This is a genomic window from Fructilactobacillus sp. X7R4C1 (genome assembly GCF_059901115.1).
In genome coordinates this window covers 249,894-268,849 of the sequence record NZ_JBWXVD010000002.1, presented here as the reverse complement: position 1 = coordinate 268,849, position 18,956 = coordinate 249,894, and the positions used below count along the sequence as shown (strand labels likewise).

Annotated in this window: 19 protein-coding genes; 16 read left to right on the top strand and 3 right to left on the bottom strand. The window is 36.9% G+C overall.

Annotated features, from left to right (window positions below; genetic code table 11):
- The first annotated feature begins 17 nt into the window (after positions 1 to 17).
- Positions 18 to 1,202, top strand: coding sequence for a hydroxymethylglutaryl-CoA synthase (locus AC6UC9_RS03380; RefSeq protein ID WP_500699432.1), 1,185 nt, complete (start codon positions 18 to 20; stop codon positions 1,200 to 1,202).
- Positions 1,203 to 1,214: 12 nt separating this feature from the next.
- On the opposite strand, the gene lexA is transcribed toward AC6UC9_RS03380, so the two are convergent.
- Positions 1,215 to 1,850, bottom strand: coding sequence for a transcriptional repressor LexA (gene lexA, locus AC6UC9_RS03375; protein WP_500693860.1), 636 nt, complete (start codon positions 1,848 to 1,850; stop codon positions 1,215 to 1,217).
- A 147-nt stretch (positions 1,851 to 1,997) separates the two neighbouring features.
- Between lexA and AC6UC9_RS03370 the strand changes: the two genes are divergently transcribed.
- Together AC6UC9_RS03370 and AC6UC9_RS03365 are read left to right on the top strand one after the other, a co-directional pair.
- Positions 1,998 to 2,249, top strand: a complete 252-nt coding sequence (locus tag AC6UC9_RS03370; RefSeq protein WP_500701141.1) for a DUF896 domain-containing protein — start codon at positions 1,998 to 2,000, stop codon at positions 2,247 to 2,249.
- Between the two features lie 69 nt (positions 2,250 to 2,318).
- Positions 2,319 to 2,537 (top strand): YneF family protein, encoded by a 219-nt coding sequence (locus tag AC6UC9_RS03365; RefSeq protein ID WP_500693858.1) that lies wholly within the window; start codon positions 2,319 to 2,321, stop codon positions 2,535 to 2,537.
- Positions 2,538 to 2,549: 12 nt separating this feature from the next.
- Here the strand turns inward: AC6UC9_RS03365 and AC6UC9_RS03360 are convergent, their stop codons facing one another.
- Positions 2,550 to 3,194 carry a lysophospholipid acyltransferase family protein gene (locus AC6UC9_RS03360; protein ID WP_500693857.1) on the bottom strand — a complete coding sequence of 215 codons (645 nt, stop codon included), beginning with the start codon at positions 3,192 to 3,194 and terminating at the stop codon, positions 2,550 to 2,552.
- 96 nt (positions 3,195 to 3,290) lie between these two features.
- Between AC6UC9_RS03360 and AC6UC9_RS03355 the strand changes: the two genes are divergently transcribed.
- Genes AC6UC9_RS03355 through AC6UC9_RS03345 form a run of 3 tightly spaced genes read left to right on the top strand, consistent with a single transcriptional unit; the run spans position 3,291 to position 5,350 of the window.
- Positions 3,291 to 4,031, top strand: coding sequence for a tRNA1(Val) (adenine(37)-N6)-methyltransferase (locus tag AC6UC9_RS03355; RefSeq protein ID WP_500693856.1), 741 nt, complete (start codon positions 3,291 to 3,293; stop codon positions 4,029 to 4,031).
- Positions 4,021 to 4,302 (top strand): GIY-YIG nuclease family protein, encoded by a 282-nt coding sequence (locus tag AC6UC9_RS03350; RefSeq protein WP_500693855.1) that lies wholly within the window; start codon positions 4,021 to 4,023, stop codon positions 4,300 to 4,302. The genes AC6UC9_RS03355 and AC6UC9_RS03350 overlap by 11 nt, the downstream gene beginning before the upstream one ends.
- 46 nt (positions 4,303 to 4,348) lie before the next feature.
- Positions 4,349 to 5,350 carry a D-2-hydroxyacid dehydrogenase gene (locus AC6UC9_RS03345; RefSeq protein ID WP_500693854.1) on the top strand — a complete coding sequence of 334 codons (1,002 nt, stop codon included), beginning with the start codon at positions 4,349 to 4,351 and terminating at the stop codon, positions 5,348 to 5,350.
- 42 nt (positions 5,351 to 5,392) lie between these two features.
- On the opposite strand, the gene AC6UC9_RS03340 is transcribed toward AC6UC9_RS03345, so the two are convergent.
- A complete protein-coding gene (locus tag AC6UC9_RS03340; RefSeq protein WP_500701140.1) occupies positions 5,393 to 6,091 on the bottom strand; it encodes an HAD family hydrolase in 699 nt (232 codons plus the stop codon).
- 220 nt (positions 6,092 to 6,311) lie between these two features.
- Here AC6UC9_RS03340 and rpsB point away from each other — a divergent pair, with 220 nt between their 5' ends.
- The 10 genes from rpsB to AC6UC9_RS03290 all read left to right on the top strand — a co-directional run bounded on the left by rpsB (position 6,312) and on the right by AC6UC9_RS03290 (position 18,855).
- A complete protein-coding gene (gene rpsB / locus AC6UC9_RS03335; RefSeq protein WP_500693852.1) occupies positions 6,312 to 7,067 on the top strand; it encodes a 30S ribosomal protein S2 in 756 nt (251 codons plus the stop codon).
- An 80-nt stretch (positions 7,068 to 7,147) separates the two neighbouring features.
- Complete coding sequence (tsf, locus tag AC6UC9_RS03330; RefSeq protein ID WP_500693962.1) at positions 7,148 to 8,029, top strand: translation elongation factor Ts; 882 nt, start codon at positions 7,148 to 7,150, stop codon at positions 8,027 to 8,029.
- A 127-nt stretch (positions 8,030 to 8,156) separates the two neighbouring features.
- The gene (pyrH, locus tag AC6UC9_RS03325; RefSeq protein WP_500695573.1) at positions 8,157 to 8,879 is read left to right on the top strand and encodes a UMP kinase; all 723 of its coding nucleotides are present in this window, start codon (positions 8,157 to 8,159) and stop codon (positions 8,877 to 8,879) included.
- 1 nt (position 8,880) lies between these two features.
- On the top strand, positions 8,881 to 9,444 hold the full coding sequence (gene frr, locus AC6UC9_RS03320; RefSeq protein ID WP_500693850.1) for a ribosome recycling factor: 564 nt from the start codon (positions 8,881 to 8,883) through the stop codon (positions 9,442 to 9,444).
- Between the two features lie 20 nt (positions 9,445 to 9,464).
- Positions 9,465 to 9,878 carry a hypothetical protein gene (locus tag AC6UC9_RS03315; RefSeq protein ID WP_500693849.1) on the top strand — a complete coding sequence of 138 codons (414 nt, stop codon included), beginning with the start codon at positions 9,465 to 9,467 and terminating at the stop codon, positions 9,876 to 9,878.
- Positions 9,879 to 9,931: 53 nt separating this feature from the next.
- Positions 9,932 to 10,669, top strand: a complete 738-nt coding sequence (gene uppS / locus AC6UC9_RS03310) for an undecaprenyl pyrophosphate synthase (protein ID WP_500701139.1) — start codon at positions 9,932 to 9,934, stop codon at positions 10,667 to 10,669.
- Between the two features lie 10 nt (positions 10,670 to 10,679).
- On the top strand, positions 10,680 to 11,468 hold the full coding sequence (locus AC6UC9_RS03305; protein ID WP_500693847.1) for a phosphatidate cytidylyltransferase: 789 nt from the start codon (positions 10,680 to 10,682) through the stop codon (positions 11,466 to 11,468).
- Positions 11,469 to 11,492: 24 nt separating this feature from the next.
- Complete coding sequence (gene rseP / locus AC6UC9_RS03300; protein ID WP_500701138.1) at positions 11,493 to 12,764, top strand: RIP metalloprotease RseP; 1,272 nt, start codon at positions 11,493 to 11,495, stop codon at positions 12,762 to 12,764.
- A gap of 18 nt (positions 12,765 to 12,782) precedes the next feature.
- Positions 12,783 to 14,489: a proline--tRNA ligase gene (locus AC6UC9_RS03295; protein ID WP_500701137.1), complete on the top strand. Its 1,707-nt coding sequence runs from the start codon at positions 12,783 to 12,785 to the stop codon at positions 14,487 to 14,489.
- 55 nt (positions 14,490 to 14,544) lie between these two features.
- A complete protein-coding gene (locus AC6UC9_RS03290) occupies positions 14,545 to 18,855 on the top strand; it encodes a PolC-type DNA polymerase III (RefSeq protein ID WP_500701136.1) in 4,311 nt (1,436 codons plus the stop codon).
- The last annotated feature ends 101 nt before the right edge of the window (positions 18,856 to 18,956 follow it).

Here is an 18,956-nt window from a genome sequence, read left to right as displayed (position 1 = left end):
AAAATGGAGTGGTATTAGTGAAAGTTGGAATTGATAAAATTGGCTTTTATACCCCAACTTATTTTATTGATATGGTGGATTTAGCCAAAGCGCGTGATGAAGATCCAAACAAGTATTTAATTGGGATCGGACAAACTCAACAAGCTGTCATTCCCTCCACCCAAGATTCTGTTACGTTGGCAGCCAATGCTTCGGACCAAATTGTAAGTCAAGAAAATCGAGATAAGATTGATTTAATTATTTTTGGGTCAGAAAGTGGAATTGATAACTCTAAGTCTGGGGCAATTTATGTTCAAAATCTGTTAAAACTGAGTTCACACGCACGAGCATTTGAAATTAAACAAGCCTGCTATGGAGCGACTGCGGGATTACAGATGGCTAAAGACTATGTTCATTTGCATCCTGATAAGCAAGCTTTAGTGATTGGTTCTGATATTGCTAGATACGGGGTTCAAACTGCTGGCGAAGTTACACAAGGTGGTGGAGCGGTTGCCATGACGGTGTCGAATAATCCACGTATTATGACTTTAAGCGATGATAGTAGTGTTTATTCTCAAGACATTATGGATTTTTGGCGGCCAATCGGAAAGACTGAGGCGGTTGTGGATGGACACTACTCCAACGATATTTATGAAAAATTTTTTAATGAAACGGTTCATGATTATTTAAAAAAACATGATCTTACTTTTAATGATTTAAAGGCGATCGTTTTTCACTTGCCATACACTAAGATGGGGTTAAAAGCATTACGCCAAGTCCTTCCTGAAGTTTCAGTTAAGGAACAGGAAAAATTGTTAAGAGAATTTGAAGCTAGTCGGGTTTACAGTAAACGAGTTGGCAATTTGTATACCGGGTCACTATATTTGAGTCTTCTTTCACTTCTGGATAATTCTTCAGATTTAAGGGTAGGAGACCAAATTGGTGTGTTTAGTTATGGTTCTGGGGCTCAGGGCGAGTTTTATACCGGAATGCTACAAGATCACTTTAGGGATCAAAATCGGAGACAGTTAATGAATAATCTGTTAGACAGTCGAAAGAAATTATCAATTGAAGAGTATGAACAAATATTCAATGGTTTGCCTAGTCTTTTGGATGATAATTATGAATTGGATCTAAGTAATGATCCTGCTAAATTTGTCTTTTCTGGTGTTAAAGAAGGTAAACGTCAGTATTTAAATCAAGAAAAAAACCATTCACTTTGAAGTGAATGGTTTTTATTTAATGCCGATTCGATATAAACCGACAACTTTACCTAAGATGACTACGTTTTTTAAAATAATTGGTGCCATGTCATCATTTTCGGGTTGGAGTCTGAAATGGTCACTTTCTTTAAAGAATCGTTTGCAGGTGGCTTCGTTTTCGTCGTTCATGGCGATAACAATATCACCATTTTCAGCGGTATTTTGGCGTTTTACAATTACCTGATCACCGTCTAAAATTCCGATATTGATCATACTTGTACCACTAATGGTAAGCATGAAGAGTGAATCAGAACTTCGTTGGAGTTCGGTTGGAATCGGGAAATAATCAGTTGCGTCTTGAACCGCAAGAATTGGTTCTCCGGCAGCAACGGTTCCAAGTAAAGGCATCTCGTCCGGCTTTGATTCTTGAGAAACACCAAGATAGTTCATTCCATCAGAAGTAACTTCAAGGGCGCGCGGCTTAGTTGGATCCTTGATGATATAGCCCTTCTTTTCCAAACGAGCGAGATGACCATGGACCGTTGAAGTTGACGATAATCCAACGTGTTCGCCGATTTCTCGAACGGTTGGTGGGTATCCTTGATCACGAACTTGTTTCCAAATGTATTCGAGAATATCATGTTGTTTTGTTTGTGATGCTTGCGACATAAGGCACCTCTGTGCTTTCTAATTGGTTTTTAGCTAAAATAAGAATACCACAAAAACGGAATTTTGCAAACGTTTGTTCGTGTACAAATCCTTGTTTTCACGCTTTATTTCGTGATATTATGATATCAGATGAAGGGAGAGGTTAACATGGCTGAAGATAAAGAATTAGAAAAACTCATTCCAAGAATTAACGAATTATCTAAAAAATCAAAAAACGAAGGTTTATCTGAAGACGAAAAAGAAGAACAGAGGAAGTTACGAAAAGAGTACTTAGATCGTTTCAAGGCTAATTTTAAAAGTCAGATTGAAATGACTAAGGTCTATGATAAAAAAGGGAACGAAATTACTTCAGACAAAGTCAAGGAATCTCAGCGAAAGAAAAATTTGCGAGACGATTGATTCCAATCTTTTCAAAACCTTGCTAATTGTGTAAAATAATAATAAAAGGCTTGAAGGGAGGTCAATGATTTGTCTACATGGATCTGGATTTTAATAGTGATTTTGGCTTTACTAGCTGGTGCACTAATTGGCTTCTTCGGTGCTCGTAAGTACATGGAAAAGTATTTGAAGGATAATCCACCAATCAACCAGGAACAACTTAAAGCGATGATGCTTCAGATGGGACAAAAGCCATCACAAAAGAAACTTAACCAAATGATGAACGCAATGAAACATCATCAAAATTAAAAAAACGTCGAATTACTTCGACGTTTTTTTATTATGCGGTTTTGATTCATCAATGTACACGTAGTTGGGATTAATTTCATCATCGAGCTTGTCAAAGGCGGCTTGCATTTGATTTTCAATTAATTTTTGATTCTTATCATCCAATCTTTCTTTTTTGTTGATATAAATTGGATCACCAAAGTTAATTGAAACTTTCTGGCGTTTGAAAACTTCTTTGAGGGTCAATGGCCCCTGATAAACAACTGGTACCAGGGGCACTCCAGCTAGTTGGGCAATCAGTGCTGCACCGCCCTTGAGTTTTTTGGAATGCCTCGTACCAGACGGGAACATCATGAGTGATAGATTGGTTTTTCTCAGTGTTCTAACTGGAATTTTAATTGCTGAAATTCCTGGATTTGAACGATCAACCGAAAATACGTTGACGTGCCGCAAAAACCATCCCAGCATTGGATTTTTGAATAGTTCTTTTTTAGCCATGAAACACAACTGTTTAGGGCGAATTACCGTTGCAATTAGAATCATATCAAACCAACTCCGGTGGGGAGCAATTAACACGTAATTTCCGTCTGGGATACGATTCTTGTGCATCACATTCATTGGTCCATTTATAATTCTTAAAATGAATTGGCCAACTGTAAATAAAAACGAGTACCACAAAAGATTTTAAGCTCCTTTTTTTAAGATGTATAATTTAATAGTATATTATTAACGGTAAAAGTGACAAGTTAAATTTAAAAAATGGTGGTGAACTAGGTGAACTTGATTGGTGATGAACGAATTGACCAACTCTACAGTCAGGACATTAAAGTCATTCAAAGTCCAAGTGTGTTTTCATTTTCTTTGGATGCCGTAATGCTTGCTAATTTTGCTCAGCCTAAGATCAATAAGAATAGTCTTTTGGTTGATTTATGTGCTGGTAATGGTGCCGTTGGTTTGTTTTTAAGCAAAAAAACACATGGTAAGATTGCCGAAGTCGAGATTCAATCACGTCTAAGTGATATGGCAACTAGGAGTGTTCAACTGAACGGCTTAGAGGATCAGATATCCGTTTATAATGATGATTTAGCTAATGCTACCACAATTTTTGGCAAAGATGAGGTTGATACTATTACGGTTAACCCTCCGTATTTTTCAAATCTTCCGACTAGTAAAAAAAATCCGAATGAATATTTAGCGATTGCAAGACACGAAGTAAAAACTAATTTGAAAAGCGTTATTAAAACTAGTAGTGAGCTTTTAAAAACTGGTGGGAAACTTTACATGGTTTATCGTCCTGATCGCCTACATGAATTAATGAACTTAATGACTAACTTTCGACTAGCAATGAAGCAAATTCAATTTATTTACCCTAAAGAGGGAAAGAATTCTAACATGATTTTGGTATCTGCAATTAAAGATGGAAAAAATGCTGGTTTAAAAGTCGATTACCCGATTACGGTTTATGACCATGGTAGTTATTCAAAAGAGGTTAAAAAGATGTTGTATGGAAAGTAAAAGTTACTATATGTATGTCTTACTTTGTTGTGACGGGACGTTTTACGGTGGGTTTACCGATGACGTTTATCGTAGATTAGCGGTTCATCAAGCTGGGAAAGGGGCCAAATATACTAAAACTAGGCGACCTTTAAAGCTACTGTACTACGAAAAATTTAATGATAAAAGGAGTGCCATGAAAGCAGAATACGCTTTTAAGCATCAAACTCGGAGAAAAAAAGAATTTTTTCTAATTAGCCATGGAATTGACTCGACTCTTTGGGGTAATTAGTGGTTGGGTGTTATAATTATGGTGAAAAGAAAAGGGGGACTAAGTTATGAAAATCATTGCATATGGAATTAGAGACGATGAACGACCATACTTAGAACAATGGGATAAAGCTCATCCAGACATTGAAGTAAAAGCAGAATCAAAATTATTGGATAATGACACTGTCGACGAAGCAAAGGGATTTGATGGTGTGGTTGCATACCAGCAAAAGCCTTATACTGCTGATATTTTAGACAAATTAGCTAGTTTTGGCATTAAATCACTTTCACTTCGAAACGTTGGGGTGGATAATGTTGATGCTGATGCTGTTAAACGTGATGGCATTAATGTCACTAACGTTCCAGCTTATTCACCAGCTGCTATTGCTGAATTAGCGGTTACAGAAATGATGCGGTTACTTCGTCATACTAAAAAGTTTGAAGATAAGGAACGCCATGGTAACATGACCTGGGCTCCAGATATTGCTGACGAAATGAACAAGCAAACCGTTGGTGTCTATGCTACTGGGAGAATCGGACGCCAAGTTGTTAAAATCCTTCAAGGTTTTGGTGCCAAAGTGATTGCTTATGACCCTTATCCAAACCCTGAGCTCAAAAAAGAGGGAATTTACGTTGATACCCCTGAAGAATTGTATGCAAATTCTGATATTATAACGCTTCATGCCCCAGCATTAAAAGAAAATGATCATATGATTAATGATGATTCAATTGCGCAAATGAAAGATGGAATCAAAATTATCAATGCTGCCCGTGGAAGTTTAATTGATACTGATGCTTTGATTCGTGGCCTTGACAGTGGCAAGATCTCAGGAGCTGCTCTTGATGTGTACGAAAACGAAGTGGGTATTTTCAATGTTGATTTTGGAAGTTTTGATAAGATCCCAGATGACAGATTGAAGAACTTGATGAAACGGGATAATGTTTTAATCACTCCACACATTGCATTTTATACGAAGCCTGCGGTTAAGAACATGGTTCAAATTGCACTCGATTCAAACGTTCAATTGATTAAAAACGGTAAGTCCGATAACTCAGTTGAAGTTAAATAGGAACTCAAAATAAAAAGCGCACTTTGATGTGAAGTGCGCTTTTTATTTTGATAGAGCCTTTAAAAGTTCACAAAGCTCATTTTGAGAAGTTACCGTTTGATCTGGGACAAAGTTTGTTTCTGGGACGGATCGTTTGCGGTGATTGAACCAAAAGGCATGCCAACCAGCTCGCTTGGCTGAAATGATGTCACCAGTAAATGAATCGCCAATGTAAGCTACTTCGGATGGTCTGACATCTAATCTATGATTCATAACGGTAAAAATTTTAGGATCCGGTTTTAACATGCCAACTGACTCTGAAGCAATGATGTAATTAGGATCAATGTAATCATCTAATCCAAGGATCTTTAGTTCGTTATTTAAGAATTGACTGGATCCGTTAGCAATAATTCCAATTTTTAAATTATTTGACAACATTTGGATTGTCTTTAAAAGATCGTGATAAGATGAAATTTCTTTAATACAAGTTAGATAGTTTTTCTTAAAATGTTTAATTTCTTCTTTATCCGGATCAAGATCGTTAACACCATTTTTGATGTTTTGATAAACTAGTTCATTTTGCTTGTAAGTCCCAGACATTATATTGGAATAAACTAAGGGACTTTGAATTTGAAAATTTTTAAATGAAGTAGCTGAGTCAATAATTGGATGATTAGGGAACGTCTTAAAAAAGGCCTCTTCTGAAACCCGCTTTTGATCATACAATGTGTCGTCGACGTCAAATACGACAGCTTTTATCATTTAAACTCCTCCTCAGATACATAAAACCGTAACACATTTTTAATATTATACGCAAGATTTGATTAAATCTCAAAATATTATTGTTATTTACGTTGATATTTTGTATACTAATCCTTGGTGTTAATTACCAATACACACCTAGAAGGTTTTGTAAGGCGGTGCTCATTTGAGTTCCTTGCATAATTCTAGGGAGGAAAAAACTTTTATATGGAGGCTAATTATGGCTGTAGTTACAATGAAACAATTACTTGAGGCTGGTGTTCATTTCGGTCACCAAACTCGTCGTTGGAATCCTAAGATGAAGAAATACATTTTTACTGAACGTAATGGTATTTATATCATCGATTTACAAAAGACGGTTAAGTGCATTGACCGTGCTTACAACTTTATGAAGGATGAAGCAGCAAATGATGCTGTAATTCTTTTTGTTGGTACTAAAAAACAAGCTCAAGATTCAATTGAAGAAGAAGCAAAACGTGCTGGTGTTTACTACGTTAACCATCGTTGGTTAGGTGGTACTCTTACCAACTGGAACACGATTCAAAAACGAATTAAGTACTTGAAGAAACTTAAAAAGATGGCTCAAGATGGCACTTTTGAACGTTTACCAAAGAAGGAAGTTGCTTTGCTTAAGAAGCAAACCGACAAACTTGAAAGATTCTTAGGCGGTATCGAAGATATGCCTAAGATTCCGGATGTAATGTTCATCGTTGATCCACATAAGGAACAAATTGCTTTGCATGAAGCTCAAAAGCTCAATATTCCGGTTGTAGCAATGGTAGATACTAATACTGATCCTGATGGAATTGATTATGTTATTCCTTCTAATGATGATGCAATTCGTGCCATCAGATTGATTACTTCAACAATGGCTGATGCTATTATTGAGGGTAAACAGGGTGAAGATGAAGTTAGCGAAAAAGATTTTGATAAAAATGCTGACCAAAAAGATGAAAAATCCGAAGAAACTAAATAATTAAAGTGATAGGCTGACTTTTGTTTAGACCCTTTTGGCCTAATTTAAGTCAGTTTTTTATTAAAACAAAGGAGATCACAATTATGGCAAAAGTAACTGCTAAACAAGTTAAAGAGTTACGTGACAAGACTAGTGCTGGTATGATGGATGCTAAGAAGGCTTTAGTTGCCGCCGATGGTGATGAAAAGAAAGCCATTGATATTCTTAGAGAAAATGGGGTTGCAAAGGCTGAAAAGAAGAGTGGAAAGGTGGCTGCCAGTGGCCTCACTCGAGTTGCTGTTCATGATAACAAGGCTGCGATCGTTGAAATTAACTCGCAAACGGACTTTGTTGCCAGCAATGATGACTTTAAGGATTTGATTGATGCTGTTGCTGATGCAATTGCTTTAAATCAGCCTAAAGATTTAGATGCAGCAATGAAACTTGAATTAAACGATGGAACCGTCGAAGATGCCATCATTAATACTACCCAAGTTACTGGTGAAAAAATCAAATTGCGTCGTTTCAAGACCTTTAATAAAAATGATGATGATAGTTTTGGCTTTTATCTTCATAATGGTGGAGAAATTGGTGCTTTGGTTGAACTTCAAGGTGGAGATGACAATACTGCTAAGGATGTTGCCATGCATGTTGCTGCTGAAAACCCAGAATTCTTAACTCAAGATGAAATTCCTTCGGATCGGTTGCAGCATGAACGTGAAGTTCTTAAAAAGGAAGCTCTAAGTGAGGGTAAACCTGAAAAGATCGTTGAAAAGATGGTTGATGGGCGTTTAAAGAAATTCTTAGCTCAAATTAGTTTAGCTGATCAACCTTTTGTTAAGGATCCTGATATGTCTGTTCAACAATATGTTGAATCAAATAATGGTAAACTAAAAGGCTTTGTTCGATATGAAGTTGGTGAAGGTATTGAACAAGATACTCAAAGTTTTGCTGATGAAGTTAAACAACAAATGAATCAATAATATTTCAGCAAAAAGTCAGTGTTAAATGCACTGGCTTTTTTGTTATACCTAACTTCAGGGCACTGTTGTTATACGTTAATATATGCTAAAATTATCGTAGTTAATTTATATTGTTGGAGGAAATCTGATGGCAGATTTAAAGTACAAACGGATCGTTTTAAAGTTAAGCGGTGAAGCTCTTGCTGGTGATAAAGGATTTGGAATTAATCCCCCCGTTATCAAGACGATTGCTGAAGAAATTAGAGATGTTTATAACTTAGGGATTCAAATTGCCATCGTTGTCGGTGGTGGAAACATGTGGCGTGGTGAAGCTGGTGAAGAAATGGGAATGGAAAGATCCCAAGCCGATTATATTGGGATGCTTTCGACCATTATGAACGGTTTAGCCTTACAGGATAACCTTGAATCAGTGGATGTTCCGACTAGGCTTCAAACATCGATTGAAATGAAGCAAATTGCAGAACCCTACATTCGGCGTAAAGCAGTTCGCCACTTAGAGAAGGGACGAATTGTGATTTTTTCCGGAGGTACTGGTAATCCGTACTTTTCAACTGATACTACGGCAGTCCTCCGTGCTGCTGAAATTGACGCTGATGCCATTTTAATGGCAAAAAACGGAGTTGACGGAATTTACTCAGCTGATCCTAAAACCGATCCCAATGCTAAAAAGTATGAGAAATTAACGCAAATGGATATCATTAACAAAGGCTTACATGTTATGGATACTACTGCAAGCTCACTTTCGATGGATAATAATATCCCGTTAGTGGTATTCAATTTAAATAAGCCTGGCAATATCAAGAAGGTTGTTCAAGGTGATAAAATTGGAACAATCGTGGAAGGAAAATAATATGCCTAGTTCAAATGAAATTATTGACACAACTAAGTCAAAAATGAAAAAAGCAGAGGAAGCCTTACAGCGGGAACTTGGAAACATCCGAGCTGGTAGTGCTAATGCTAGTTTATTAAGTCCGGTTAGAGTTAACTATTATGGGGCATCAACGCCATTAAACCAAGTCGCTTCAATCTCAATTCCAGAACCGCGTGTAATTTTAATTACACCTTATGATAAGAGTTCGTTAAAGGACATCGAGCATGGTATTTTAGAGGCTGACCTTGGAATTAATCCGATGAATGATGGTGACAATATTCGAATTGTGATCCCACAGTTGACAGAAGATCGTCGAAAAGAAATTGCGAAAAAAGTTAAAGCAACTGGTGAAGAAAGTAAAGTAGCAGTTAGAAATGTTCGTCGTGATGGCATGGACGCTGCTAAACGGGGTAACAAAGATGGTGATTTTACGGATGACGAGTCTCATAATTTGGAGGACAAAATTCAAAAAATCACTGATAAGTCAATTTCTGAAGTGGAAGACATTATCTCGAAAAAGGAAGACGAGATTCTTAATGGTTAATAAAATGGGGAGTTTTTCTAATGGCTGATGATAATGATAACGAAAAAGAAGTAACACCGGGCACACCTGAGTTTGATCACATGGCATTTCGTTTGAAACAGCCAGTTAACGAAGGAAACCTGCGTGCACTGGACTATGATGGTAATCAATTACAGAAAATTCAAGATAATGTGTACGTGATGCCCGCTTATATTAATGATGACTTTAACTTATTTTTTGTAGTTTCTCCCTTGATCGAAAATGACTGGATTATTGCTTTCTCAAAAGCGACGATTGAGAATGGAAACGAGATTACAGATCTGTCAGAGCCAATCCCAACCGGTGAGGGATTGAATCAACTCGGGGAACAGAGCCCAGAAGACGCTAATAAGATTTTAAAGTATTTTAATACTTTGGTTGACGCAGGTCGTGGAGAATGGAAATTAGTAAAGTAAAAGGATGAGGATTCTCTCATCCTTTATTTATGTAAAAGTATTGAGGTACTCAAATGACTAACGAACTGGATATAAAAAACATTCCTAATCATATTGCAATAATTATGGATGGAAACGGGCGCTGGGCAAAAAAAAGACACTTACCTAGAATTGATGGCCATAAGCGCGGAATGGAAGTAGTAAAAGATATTACTACCAAAGCAAGTAATCTTGGGGTTAAAGTATTAACGTTATACGCATTCTCTACTGAAAACTGGAAGCGACCCGCAAAGGAAGTTGGCTACTTGATGAGTTTGCCAGCTAAATTTTTTGATGATTTTGTTCCGAGCCTCCTTAAACACAATGTTAAGGTTACGACAATTGGTGACATTTCTGGATTACCTAAAAGAACCCAAAAAGCAGTTTATGACGCAATTGATGATACTAAGGATTGTACCGGGATGGTTTTGAATTTTGCTTTAAATTACGGTAGTCGTGACGAGATTGTGCGTGGCGTTAAGGAAATTGCGCAAAATGTAAAAAGGGGTAATATAAATGTTGATGAAATTTCTGATCAGACAATTTCAGATCATTTGATGACCGCTTTTTTGGGTGAATATTCTGATCCTGATTTATTGATTCGAACTAGTGGTGAAGAACGGATTTCTAATTTTTTGTTATGGCAAATTGCGTACAGTGAATTAGAGTTTGTTGATCAGTACTGGCCTGATTTCACACCTGCCGATCTAGAAAAAACAATTATACAATTTCAACAGCGTCACCGTCGATTTGGTGGTTTGGACGCAAAATAGGAGATTTATTATGAAGCAGAGAATTATCACAGCGGTTATTGCTTTGATTATTTTTATACCGATTATCATTGCTGGTGGAATATGGATTGATTTAGCCGCTATCGTGTTAGGTTTGATTGCTCTAGCAGAAATTTTTATTATGAAAAAACGACTTTTAGTGTCTCCAGAGACACTAATTGCGTTTGTTGCGACAATTGCTATGATTATCCCGACAAACTGGTTATCATTTTTACCATTGTGGATTAAGCCTCCATTTGCAATTTACATTTTAATAATGTTATTGATGTTATTTACCGTATTTTCTAAAAATAAGTTCAATTTTGATGACGCTGGGGTCTTTACCTTGGCAATTTTGTACATTGGGTTTGGATTTCATTACTTTATTGAAGCCCGGACTGATGGATTAACAACCCTGTTGTACGCTCTGTTTATTGTGTGGTTAACTGATTCTGGTGCCTACTTTTTTGGAAGGGCATTTGGAAAGCACAAATTGGCACCTCATATTTCTCCTAATAAGACTTGGGAGGGATCGATTGGCGGTACAGCACTAGCAGCCATTTTGTGTACAATCTTTGTCTGCTTTTTCCCAATTGATGGGATTGGTACCGTAAGTATGTTCTTTATTACGATTGTTCTTTCCATTTTTGGTCAATTTGGTGATTTAGTTGAGTCAGCTTTAAAGCGTTATTATGGAGTTAAGGATTCCGGCAAGATTTTGCCAGGCCACGGTGGAATATTAGATCGATTCGATAGTTTATTATTTGTTCTACCACTACTACATTTATTTGGAATTGTGTAATATCTGGAAGGGACTGGGTCTTTATTGTTAATTACAATCATTAGTTTCATAATCATTTTTGGAATATTAGTTTTTGTTCATGAATTTGGTCATTTTATCGTGGCTAAAATGTCAGGAATCATGGTCCGTGAATTTTCAATTGGAATGGGTCCCAAGTTGTTTTACTATCGACATAATCACACGACTTATACACTACGATTACTGCCTATTGGTGGATATGTTCGAATGGCTGGAAGTAGTGATGATGAGGATGAAGAAATTCAGCCAGGGACTCCAGTTCGGCTTCAAACTAATAGCAAAGGTGTTGTTACTAGAATTGATTTGAGTAATAAAAGCCAACTGTTTCAAGGAATACCACTAGATGTGTCGGGATCCGATCTAGAAGGGGGTCTCTGGATTGAAGGATACGAAAATGGTGATGATTCTGAGAAAAAAAAGTTTTCTGTTGATCACGATGCTACTATTATTGAAAAAGATGGGATCGAGGTTCAAATCGCGCCGGTTGACGTTCAATTTCAGTCAGCACCTTTGTATAAACGACTTTTGGTAAATTGCGCGGGAATTTTTAACAACGTTGTCTTGGCAATTTTGGCATTTATGCTTTTGTCCTTCATGCAAGGTGGAGTTCCTAATAACTCAAACAAGGTTAACCTGTCGCCACAAGTTTCAATTGCGAAAAAAGCTGGTCTGCAAAATAATAGTAATATTTTGGCTGTTGATGGTCACAAAACCAACACGTGGAATGATATCGGCACGTTGATTCAGAAGCGCCCAGATAAAAAAGTAACTTTAACGGTTAAGCATGATGGAAAAGTTAAAAATATTTCAATGACGACCAAAGCCAAAACCATTCAGAAGCAAAAAGTTGGTATGATTGGAGTTCAGCAGGCGATGGACACTAGTTTTTCAGCTAAGTTGTTTTCTGGATTTACTCGAACCTGGGATATGACAACTGAATTGTTTGGTGTGTTGGGTTCAATGTTTACCCATTTTTCTTTAAATGACTTAGGTGGTCCAGTTGCCATTTTTGCGGAGACGTCTAACGCATCCAAGGGCGGTTTTTTAGGACTGTTGAGCTTTTTAGCATTTTTATCCATTAATTTAGCCATTGTAAATGTGTTACCAATTCCAGCCTTGGATGGTGGTAAAATATTATTAAATATTGTGGAAGCAATTAGAAGAAAACCAGTTTCGGAAAAAACGGAAACGATCATTACGCTCATTGGTTTTGCCATTCTGATAGTATTGATGGTACTGGTAACTTGGAATGATATTGAGCGATACTTTATTCGATAAAACTTTAGGGGTTATAAAATGAAACAGTCAAAATTATTGATACCAACTTTAAAACAAGATCCAGCGGGAGCTGAAGCTCTTAGTCATAAAATGCTAGTTCGATCTGGATTCGTTAGGCAGGTTTCGGCAGGTATGTATGCATATTTACCACTGGCATATCGCGTGCTTGAAAACATCAAAAAAATTGTTCGTGAAGAATTAGATAAAACCAATGCAGCAGAAATGTTGATGCCCGCAGTTATTCCAGCTAAATTATGGAAAGATTCGGGTAGATATGACACTTATGGTCCCGAACTATTTAAATTTAAAAATCGACATGATACGGATTTTATTTTGGGTCCTACACATGAAGAAACTTTTACAGATCTAATTAAAAATAATATCAAATCATATAAAAAGCTTCCTTTAATTTTATATCAAATTCAACCTAAGTATCGTGATGAAGATCGGCCACGTTATGGATTGTTGCGTAGTCGAGAGTTTATTATGCTCGATGTCTATTCCTTTTCTGAAGATGATGATGATTTGGATAAGATTTATAAACAAATGGAAGCAGCGTTTCAGAGAATTTTTGACCGGATTGGGTTAAATTATCGGACCATCATTGGTGATTCTGGGTCAATGGGTGGCTCCGATTCAAAAGAATTTTCTGCTCCTGCTGCGGTTGGTGAAGATACGATTGTCTATTCGGATGATAGTGATTATGCTGCTAATCTGGAGATGGCAACGAATATGTTTGTTGATCAAAAGGGACATCAAGAATTAAATGATTTGGAATTAGTTGACACTCCAGATGTTAATAACATTAATCAAGTTAGTAAGTTCTTTGATGTTGAAAAAGATCAGATTATTAAAAGTTTACTTTATATCGTTGATGGTAAGCCAGTAATGATTTTGATTCGGGGAGACCAAAAAATTAATCCAACAAAGGTTAAGAATTATTTTGATGCTGATTCGGCAGAACTTGCTAGCCCTACTGAGGTTTCTAAATACTTAGACGTTAAACCTGGATCAGTTGGACCAATTAATGTTCCAGATGACGTTTCTGTTTATGCTGATCAGTATGTTAAAGGTATTAGTAATGGTGTTACCGGGGCTAATAAAAACGGGAAGCATTATAAAAACGTCAATTACGACCGTGATTACCAAGTAAAAGACTTTGGGGATTTTCATTTAGTTAAAGAAGGAGACATTTCTCCTGATGGTAGCGGAGTATTGAAGTTTACCAAGGGAATTGAAATTGGTCATATTTTCAAATTGGGGACACGATATTCCAAAACATTGGGTGCTGATATTCTCGATCAGAATGGTCGTAATATCCCGGTTGTCATGGGCTCATATGGAATTGGTGTCAGTCGTTTGTTGTCGGCAGTTTCAGAGCAGCAAGCTGATCAAAATGGATTAGTTTGGCCAAAAGAAATTGCTCCATATGATGTTCATGTTATCCCAACGAATGTTAAAAATGATGAGCAATTAGAGATGACATCTTCAATTGAAAAAGAATTGGAATCAAAAGGACTATCTGTTTTGGTTGATGATCGTAAGGAACGTGCCGGGGTTAAGTTTGCTGATTCTGATCTTATTGGGATCCCAATTCGGGTTACAATCGGCAAAAAGGCGGATGAAGGAATTGTAGAAGTTAAAATTCGTAAAACTGGCGAAACGATTGAAACTAAACAAGATGATTTAAGTAATACAATTGATATTTTGTCTAAAGAGATTTAAATTAAAGACCAGGTTTTGACTGGTCTTTTTTAAACTAATGAAAGAGAGGATCAAAGTGGGTTTAAATAAAAAAGAATTATTTAGTAAATTACTTCAGCAAATTAAATTAGAAGATTCAGCTGATCAATCTTACTTTCAAAATGCTGAAATTGACAAAATTGATGTGCATCAAAAATCAAATCGATGGCATTTTCATTTCGTTTTGCCAGAAATTATGCCCTACGAAAAGTTTATAGAATTTGTTCATCATTTGGGTGTGGCCTTCGATGGGATTGCTAAGGTAGATTTCGAGATTAAAACTAAGAATAGTGGTTTTGATAATCGTAAGCTTGGTGATTATTGGCAATGGGTTGTAAATCACGCTGGAATTACTTCAAATTTAACGCATGAATTATGTAATAATAATTTACCAAAACTGATTGATGACCGAGTTACCTTTCTTGCTGAAAATGAAATCGTCAAAGATTTTCTAAATGGTAATGCTTTGGGACCAATTGAATCAACTTATCAAAGAGTTGGATTTCCTAAATTTTCCATTCATACCATGATTGATACTACAGCATCTCAAGAAAAAATAGATGATTTAAAGAAAAAGAAACAACAACGTGACGTTGAGTTGGCTCAAAAGGCGATGCAGGCTCTAAAGAATTCCTCAGGCAAATCACATCCAAGTAAGCATTCTAAAATGATTGGAAAGAAAATCAAAGATGATGTTGATATTACTAAGATGGTGGACATAACCGAAGAGGAACGTTCCGCCGTGGTTAGTGGATATGTTTTTGATAAAGAAATTCGATCATTACGATCTGGCCGCCAATTGATGATTTTAAAGGTTACTGATTATTCTTCGTCAATTGTTGTTAAAAAATTCTCCAAAAATGATGACGAAGAACAAGAATTTGCATCATTAAATGTAGGAGATTGGGTTAAAGTCCGTGGAAGCATTCAAGAAGATAACTACTCTCATGAATTGACACTTAATGCTTATGATATTAATCCAATTAAACACGAAGAAAGAAAAGATACTGCCCCTGAAAATAAAAAAAGGGTTGAGCTGCACTTACACTCTAACATGAGCCAGATGGACGCTACTAATTCGATTAGTGATTATGTTAGTCGCGCCAAAAAATGGGGTCATCCCGCAATTGCCATTACTGATCACGACGACGTGCAAGCCTTTCCGGATGCCTATCATGCTGCAGTTGATAACGATATTAAAATGATTTATGGAATGGAAGCAAATGTCGTTGATGATGGTGAACCAATTGCTTATAACGATAAACATGTTGCTTTAAAGGATGCTACATACGTTGTCTTTGACGTTGAAACCACTGGTTTATCAGCAATTTACGATAAGGTTATCGAACTTTCGGCTGTAAAGATGCAAAATAACAATGTGATTGAACAGTTTGAGGAGTTTATTGATCCTGGTTTCCCATTGTCTGAACAAACTACCAATTTAACTTCAATTACCAATGATATGGTGGCTGGTTCTAAGTCTGAAGAAGAAGTCTTTAAGTTGTTCCGTGAGTTTTGTGGTGATGCAATCATTGTAGGACATAACGTTACTTTTGATATTGGGTTCATGAATACTGGTTACGAACGCCATGACATGAGTCGGATTAGTAATCCAATTATTGATACTTTGACGTTGGCACGTTTTCTGTATCCTAATTTTAAGAGTTATCGATTAAACACGTTAGCTAAAAAGTTTGACGTTTCATTAGAGCACCATCACCGTGCGATTTATGATGCAGAATCAACTGGTCATTTAAATTATCTTTTTTTAAAAGAGGCTGAAGATAAATATAACATTCAGTATCACGATCAGCTTAATGATCATATGGAGGAACATGATGCTTATAAGCATGCTCGTCCATTCCATGCGATTATCCTGGCGAAAACTCAAGCTGGTTTAAAGAATCTGTTTAAACTGGTGTCACTTGCTCATGTTGATTATTATTATCGGGTTCCTCGAATTCCTAGGAGTCAGCTTAAGAAGTTTCGGGATGGCCTATTGATTGGATCGCCCTGTTCAAGCGGTGAAGTGTTTACGGCGATGATGCAAAAGGGTAAAAAAGAGGCGCTTGATAAGGCTAAGTTTTACGATTATCTTGAAGTTCAACCTCAAGCAGCGTATCAGCCACTAATCGATCAGGGATTAATTAGTGATCGGGGTAAGTTACAAGAAATTATTAGTAATATGTATGAAATTGCCCATGAGCTAGATATTCCGTTAGTAGCAACTGGTGACGCTCACTATCTTGATCCTCATGATTATATTTATCGTAAGATCTTGATTAATTCTCAAGGTGGAGCTAACCCACTGAATCGCCAAGAATTACCCGATCTCCATTTTCGGACCACTGATGAAATGTTGAAAGATTTTAATTTTCTGGGTGAAGATAAAGCTGAAGAAATTATAGTTGATAATACTAATAAAATTGCTTCCGAAATTGATGATGTAAAACCCTTAAAAGACAAGTTGTATACACCAAAAATGGAGGGTGCTAAGGACGAAATTAGAGATCGAACGATGAATACAGCGCATCGTTTGTATGGCAATCCGCTTCCTGAAATTGTCCAGAAGCGTCTTGATAAGGAACTGAAAAGTATCATTGGAAACGGCTTCTCTGTTATTTATTTAATTGCTCAAAGATTAGTTTCTAAAAGTAACAAGGATGGATATTTAGTAGGTTCTAGGGGCTCAGTTGGATCGAGTTTAGTTGCCACTATGTCTGGAATTACTGAAGTTAATCCACTTCCTCCCCATTATCGTTGTCCTAAATGTCAGTACTCGCAATTTTTCACTAAAGGTGAATATAGTTCTGGATTTGATTTACCACATAAAAAGTGTCCAAAGTGTGGAACAGTTATGGTTGGTGATGGGCACAACATCCCCTTTGAAACTTTCTTAGGATTTAAGGGAAATAAGGTCCCGGATATTGATTTAAACTTTTCTGGAGACTACCAACCAATTGCGCATAATTATACCAAGGTTCTGTTCGGTGAAAAGAATGTATATCGGGCCGGAACGATTGGAACCGTTGCTGATAAAACAGCTTACGGATACGTAAAGGCTTATGAACGGGACACCGGGAAACGTTTTCGAAATGCTGAAATTGATCGACTTTCTAAGGGTGCAACTGGTGTTAAAAGAACTACTGGACAGCATCCGGCAGGAATCATTGTTGTTCCAGATTACATGGATATTTATGATTTCACTCCAATACAATATCCGGCCGAAGATCAAAATGCGGCATGGAAAACGACTCATTTTGACTTTCATTCCATCCATGATAATATTTTAAAAATTGATATTTTGGGACATGATGATCCAACGATGATCAGAATGCTTCAAGATTTATCAGGAGTTGATCCGACAACGATTCCAATGGATGATCCGGGTGTGATGTCATTGTTTGCTAGTCCTAAGATTCTTGGTGTGAGTCCTGAACAAATTTTTTCAAAGACAGGGACACTTGGAATTCCTGAATTTGGGACGCGTTTTGTGCGGGGAATGCTTGAAGAAACTAAACCAAGTAATTTTTCTGAATTATTGCAAATCTCTGGGTTGTCACACGGGACCGATGTTTGGTTAGGAAATGCTGAAGAACTGATTAAGGATGGGACGGCTACCATTGCGAATGTGATTGGATGTCGTGATAATATCATGACCGACTTGATTAACTGGGGGTTAGATTCAGAAACCTCATTTCAGGTCATGGAACAAGTTAGACATGGTCGTGGAATTAAGGATGAGTGGCAGGATAAGATGACAGACGTTGGTGTTCCGCAGTGGTACATTGATTCTTGTTTAAAGATTAAGTATATGTTTCCGCGAGCTCATGCGGCTGCTTATGTGTTAATGGCACTAAGAGTGGCTTACTTTAAAGTCTATTTTCCACTCGTTTACTATGCCGCTTACTTTTCTGTTCGGGCTGATGATTTTGACATTGTGGCTATGAGTCATGGAAAAGAAGCAGTTAAATCAAGCATTAAGGCAATCAACGATAAAGGGACCGAAGCATCCACTAAAGAGAAAAATCTTTTGACTGTTTTGGAAATTGCCAATGAAATGTTGGAGCGGGGCTATGAATTTGAGATGGTCGATATTAATCGCTCGGACGCTTCTGAGTGGTTAATTGATGGTAAAAAATTAATCGCACCATTTCGAGCAATTCCTGGACTAGGTTTAAACGTTGCTAAACAAATCGTGGCGGCTCGAGAAGATAAGCCATTTATTTCAAAGGAAGATCTTGCTAAACGTGGTAAAGTTTCTAAAACCATTATTGAATTTATGACCCAAAATGGAGTCTTAAGTGAATTACCCGATGAAAATCAGTTAAGTCTGTTTGATATCTAGGGCTTTTTGATATTATTTGGGTTATATGGTATAGTTATATCAGTAATAATAAACTCTTCTGATGAGTGAGCAGGGATGCTCGCTCTTTTTATTGGTATTTT

What these genes read in the sequence shown, in the direction of transcription:
- AC6UC9_RS03340 (WP_500701140.1), bottom strand. Translation starts at nt 6,091, where the DNA reads ATGATAAAAGCTGTCGTATTTGACGTCGACGACACATTGTATGATCAA.
- AC6UC9_RS03370 (WP_500701141.1), top strand. Translation starts at nt 1,998, where the DNA reads ATGGCTGAAGATAAAGAATTAGAAAAACTCATTCCAAGAATTAACGAA.
- rpsB (WP_500693852.1), top strand. Translation starts at nt 6,312, where the DNA reads ATGGCTGTAGTTACAATGAAACAATTACTTGAGGCTGGTGTTCATTTC.
- pyrH (WP_500695573.1), top strand. Translation starts at nt 8,157, where the DNA reads ATGGCAGATTTAAAGTACAAACGGATCGTTTTAAAGTTAAGCGGTGAA.
- AC6UC9_RS03350 (WP_500693855.1), top strand. Translation starts at nt 4,021, where the DNA reads ATGGAAAGTAAAAGTTACTATATGTATGTCTTACTTTGTTGTGACGGG.
- AC6UC9_RS03315 (WP_500693849.1), top strand. Translation starts at nt 9,465, where the DNA reads ATGGCTGATGATAATGATAACGAAAAAGAAGTAACACCGGGCACACCT.
- AC6UC9_RS03295 (WP_500701137.1), top strand. Translation starts at nt 12,783, where the DNA reads ATGAAACAGTCAAAATTATTGATACCAACTTTAAAACAAGATCCAGCG.
- AC6UC9_RS03305 (WP_500693847.1), top strand. Translation starts at nt 10,680, where the DNA reads ATGAAGCAGAGAATTATCACAGCGGTTATTGCTTTGATTATTTTTATA.
- AC6UC9_RS03345 (WP_500693854.1), top strand. Translation starts at nt 4,349, where the DNA reads ATGAAAATCATTGCATATGGAATTAGAGACGATGAACGACCATACTTA.
- uppS (WP_500701139.1), top strand. Translation starts at nt 9,932, where the DNA reads ATGACTAACGAACTGGATATAAAAAACATTCCTAATCATATTGCAATA.
- frr (WP_500693850.1), top strand. Translation starts at nt 8,881, where the DNA reads ATGCCTAGTTCAAATGAAATTATTGACACAACTAAGTCAAAAATGAAA.
- lexA (WP_500693860.1), bottom strand. Translation starts at nt 1,850, where the DNA reads ATGTCGCAAGCATCACAAACAAAACAACATGATATTCTCGAATACATT.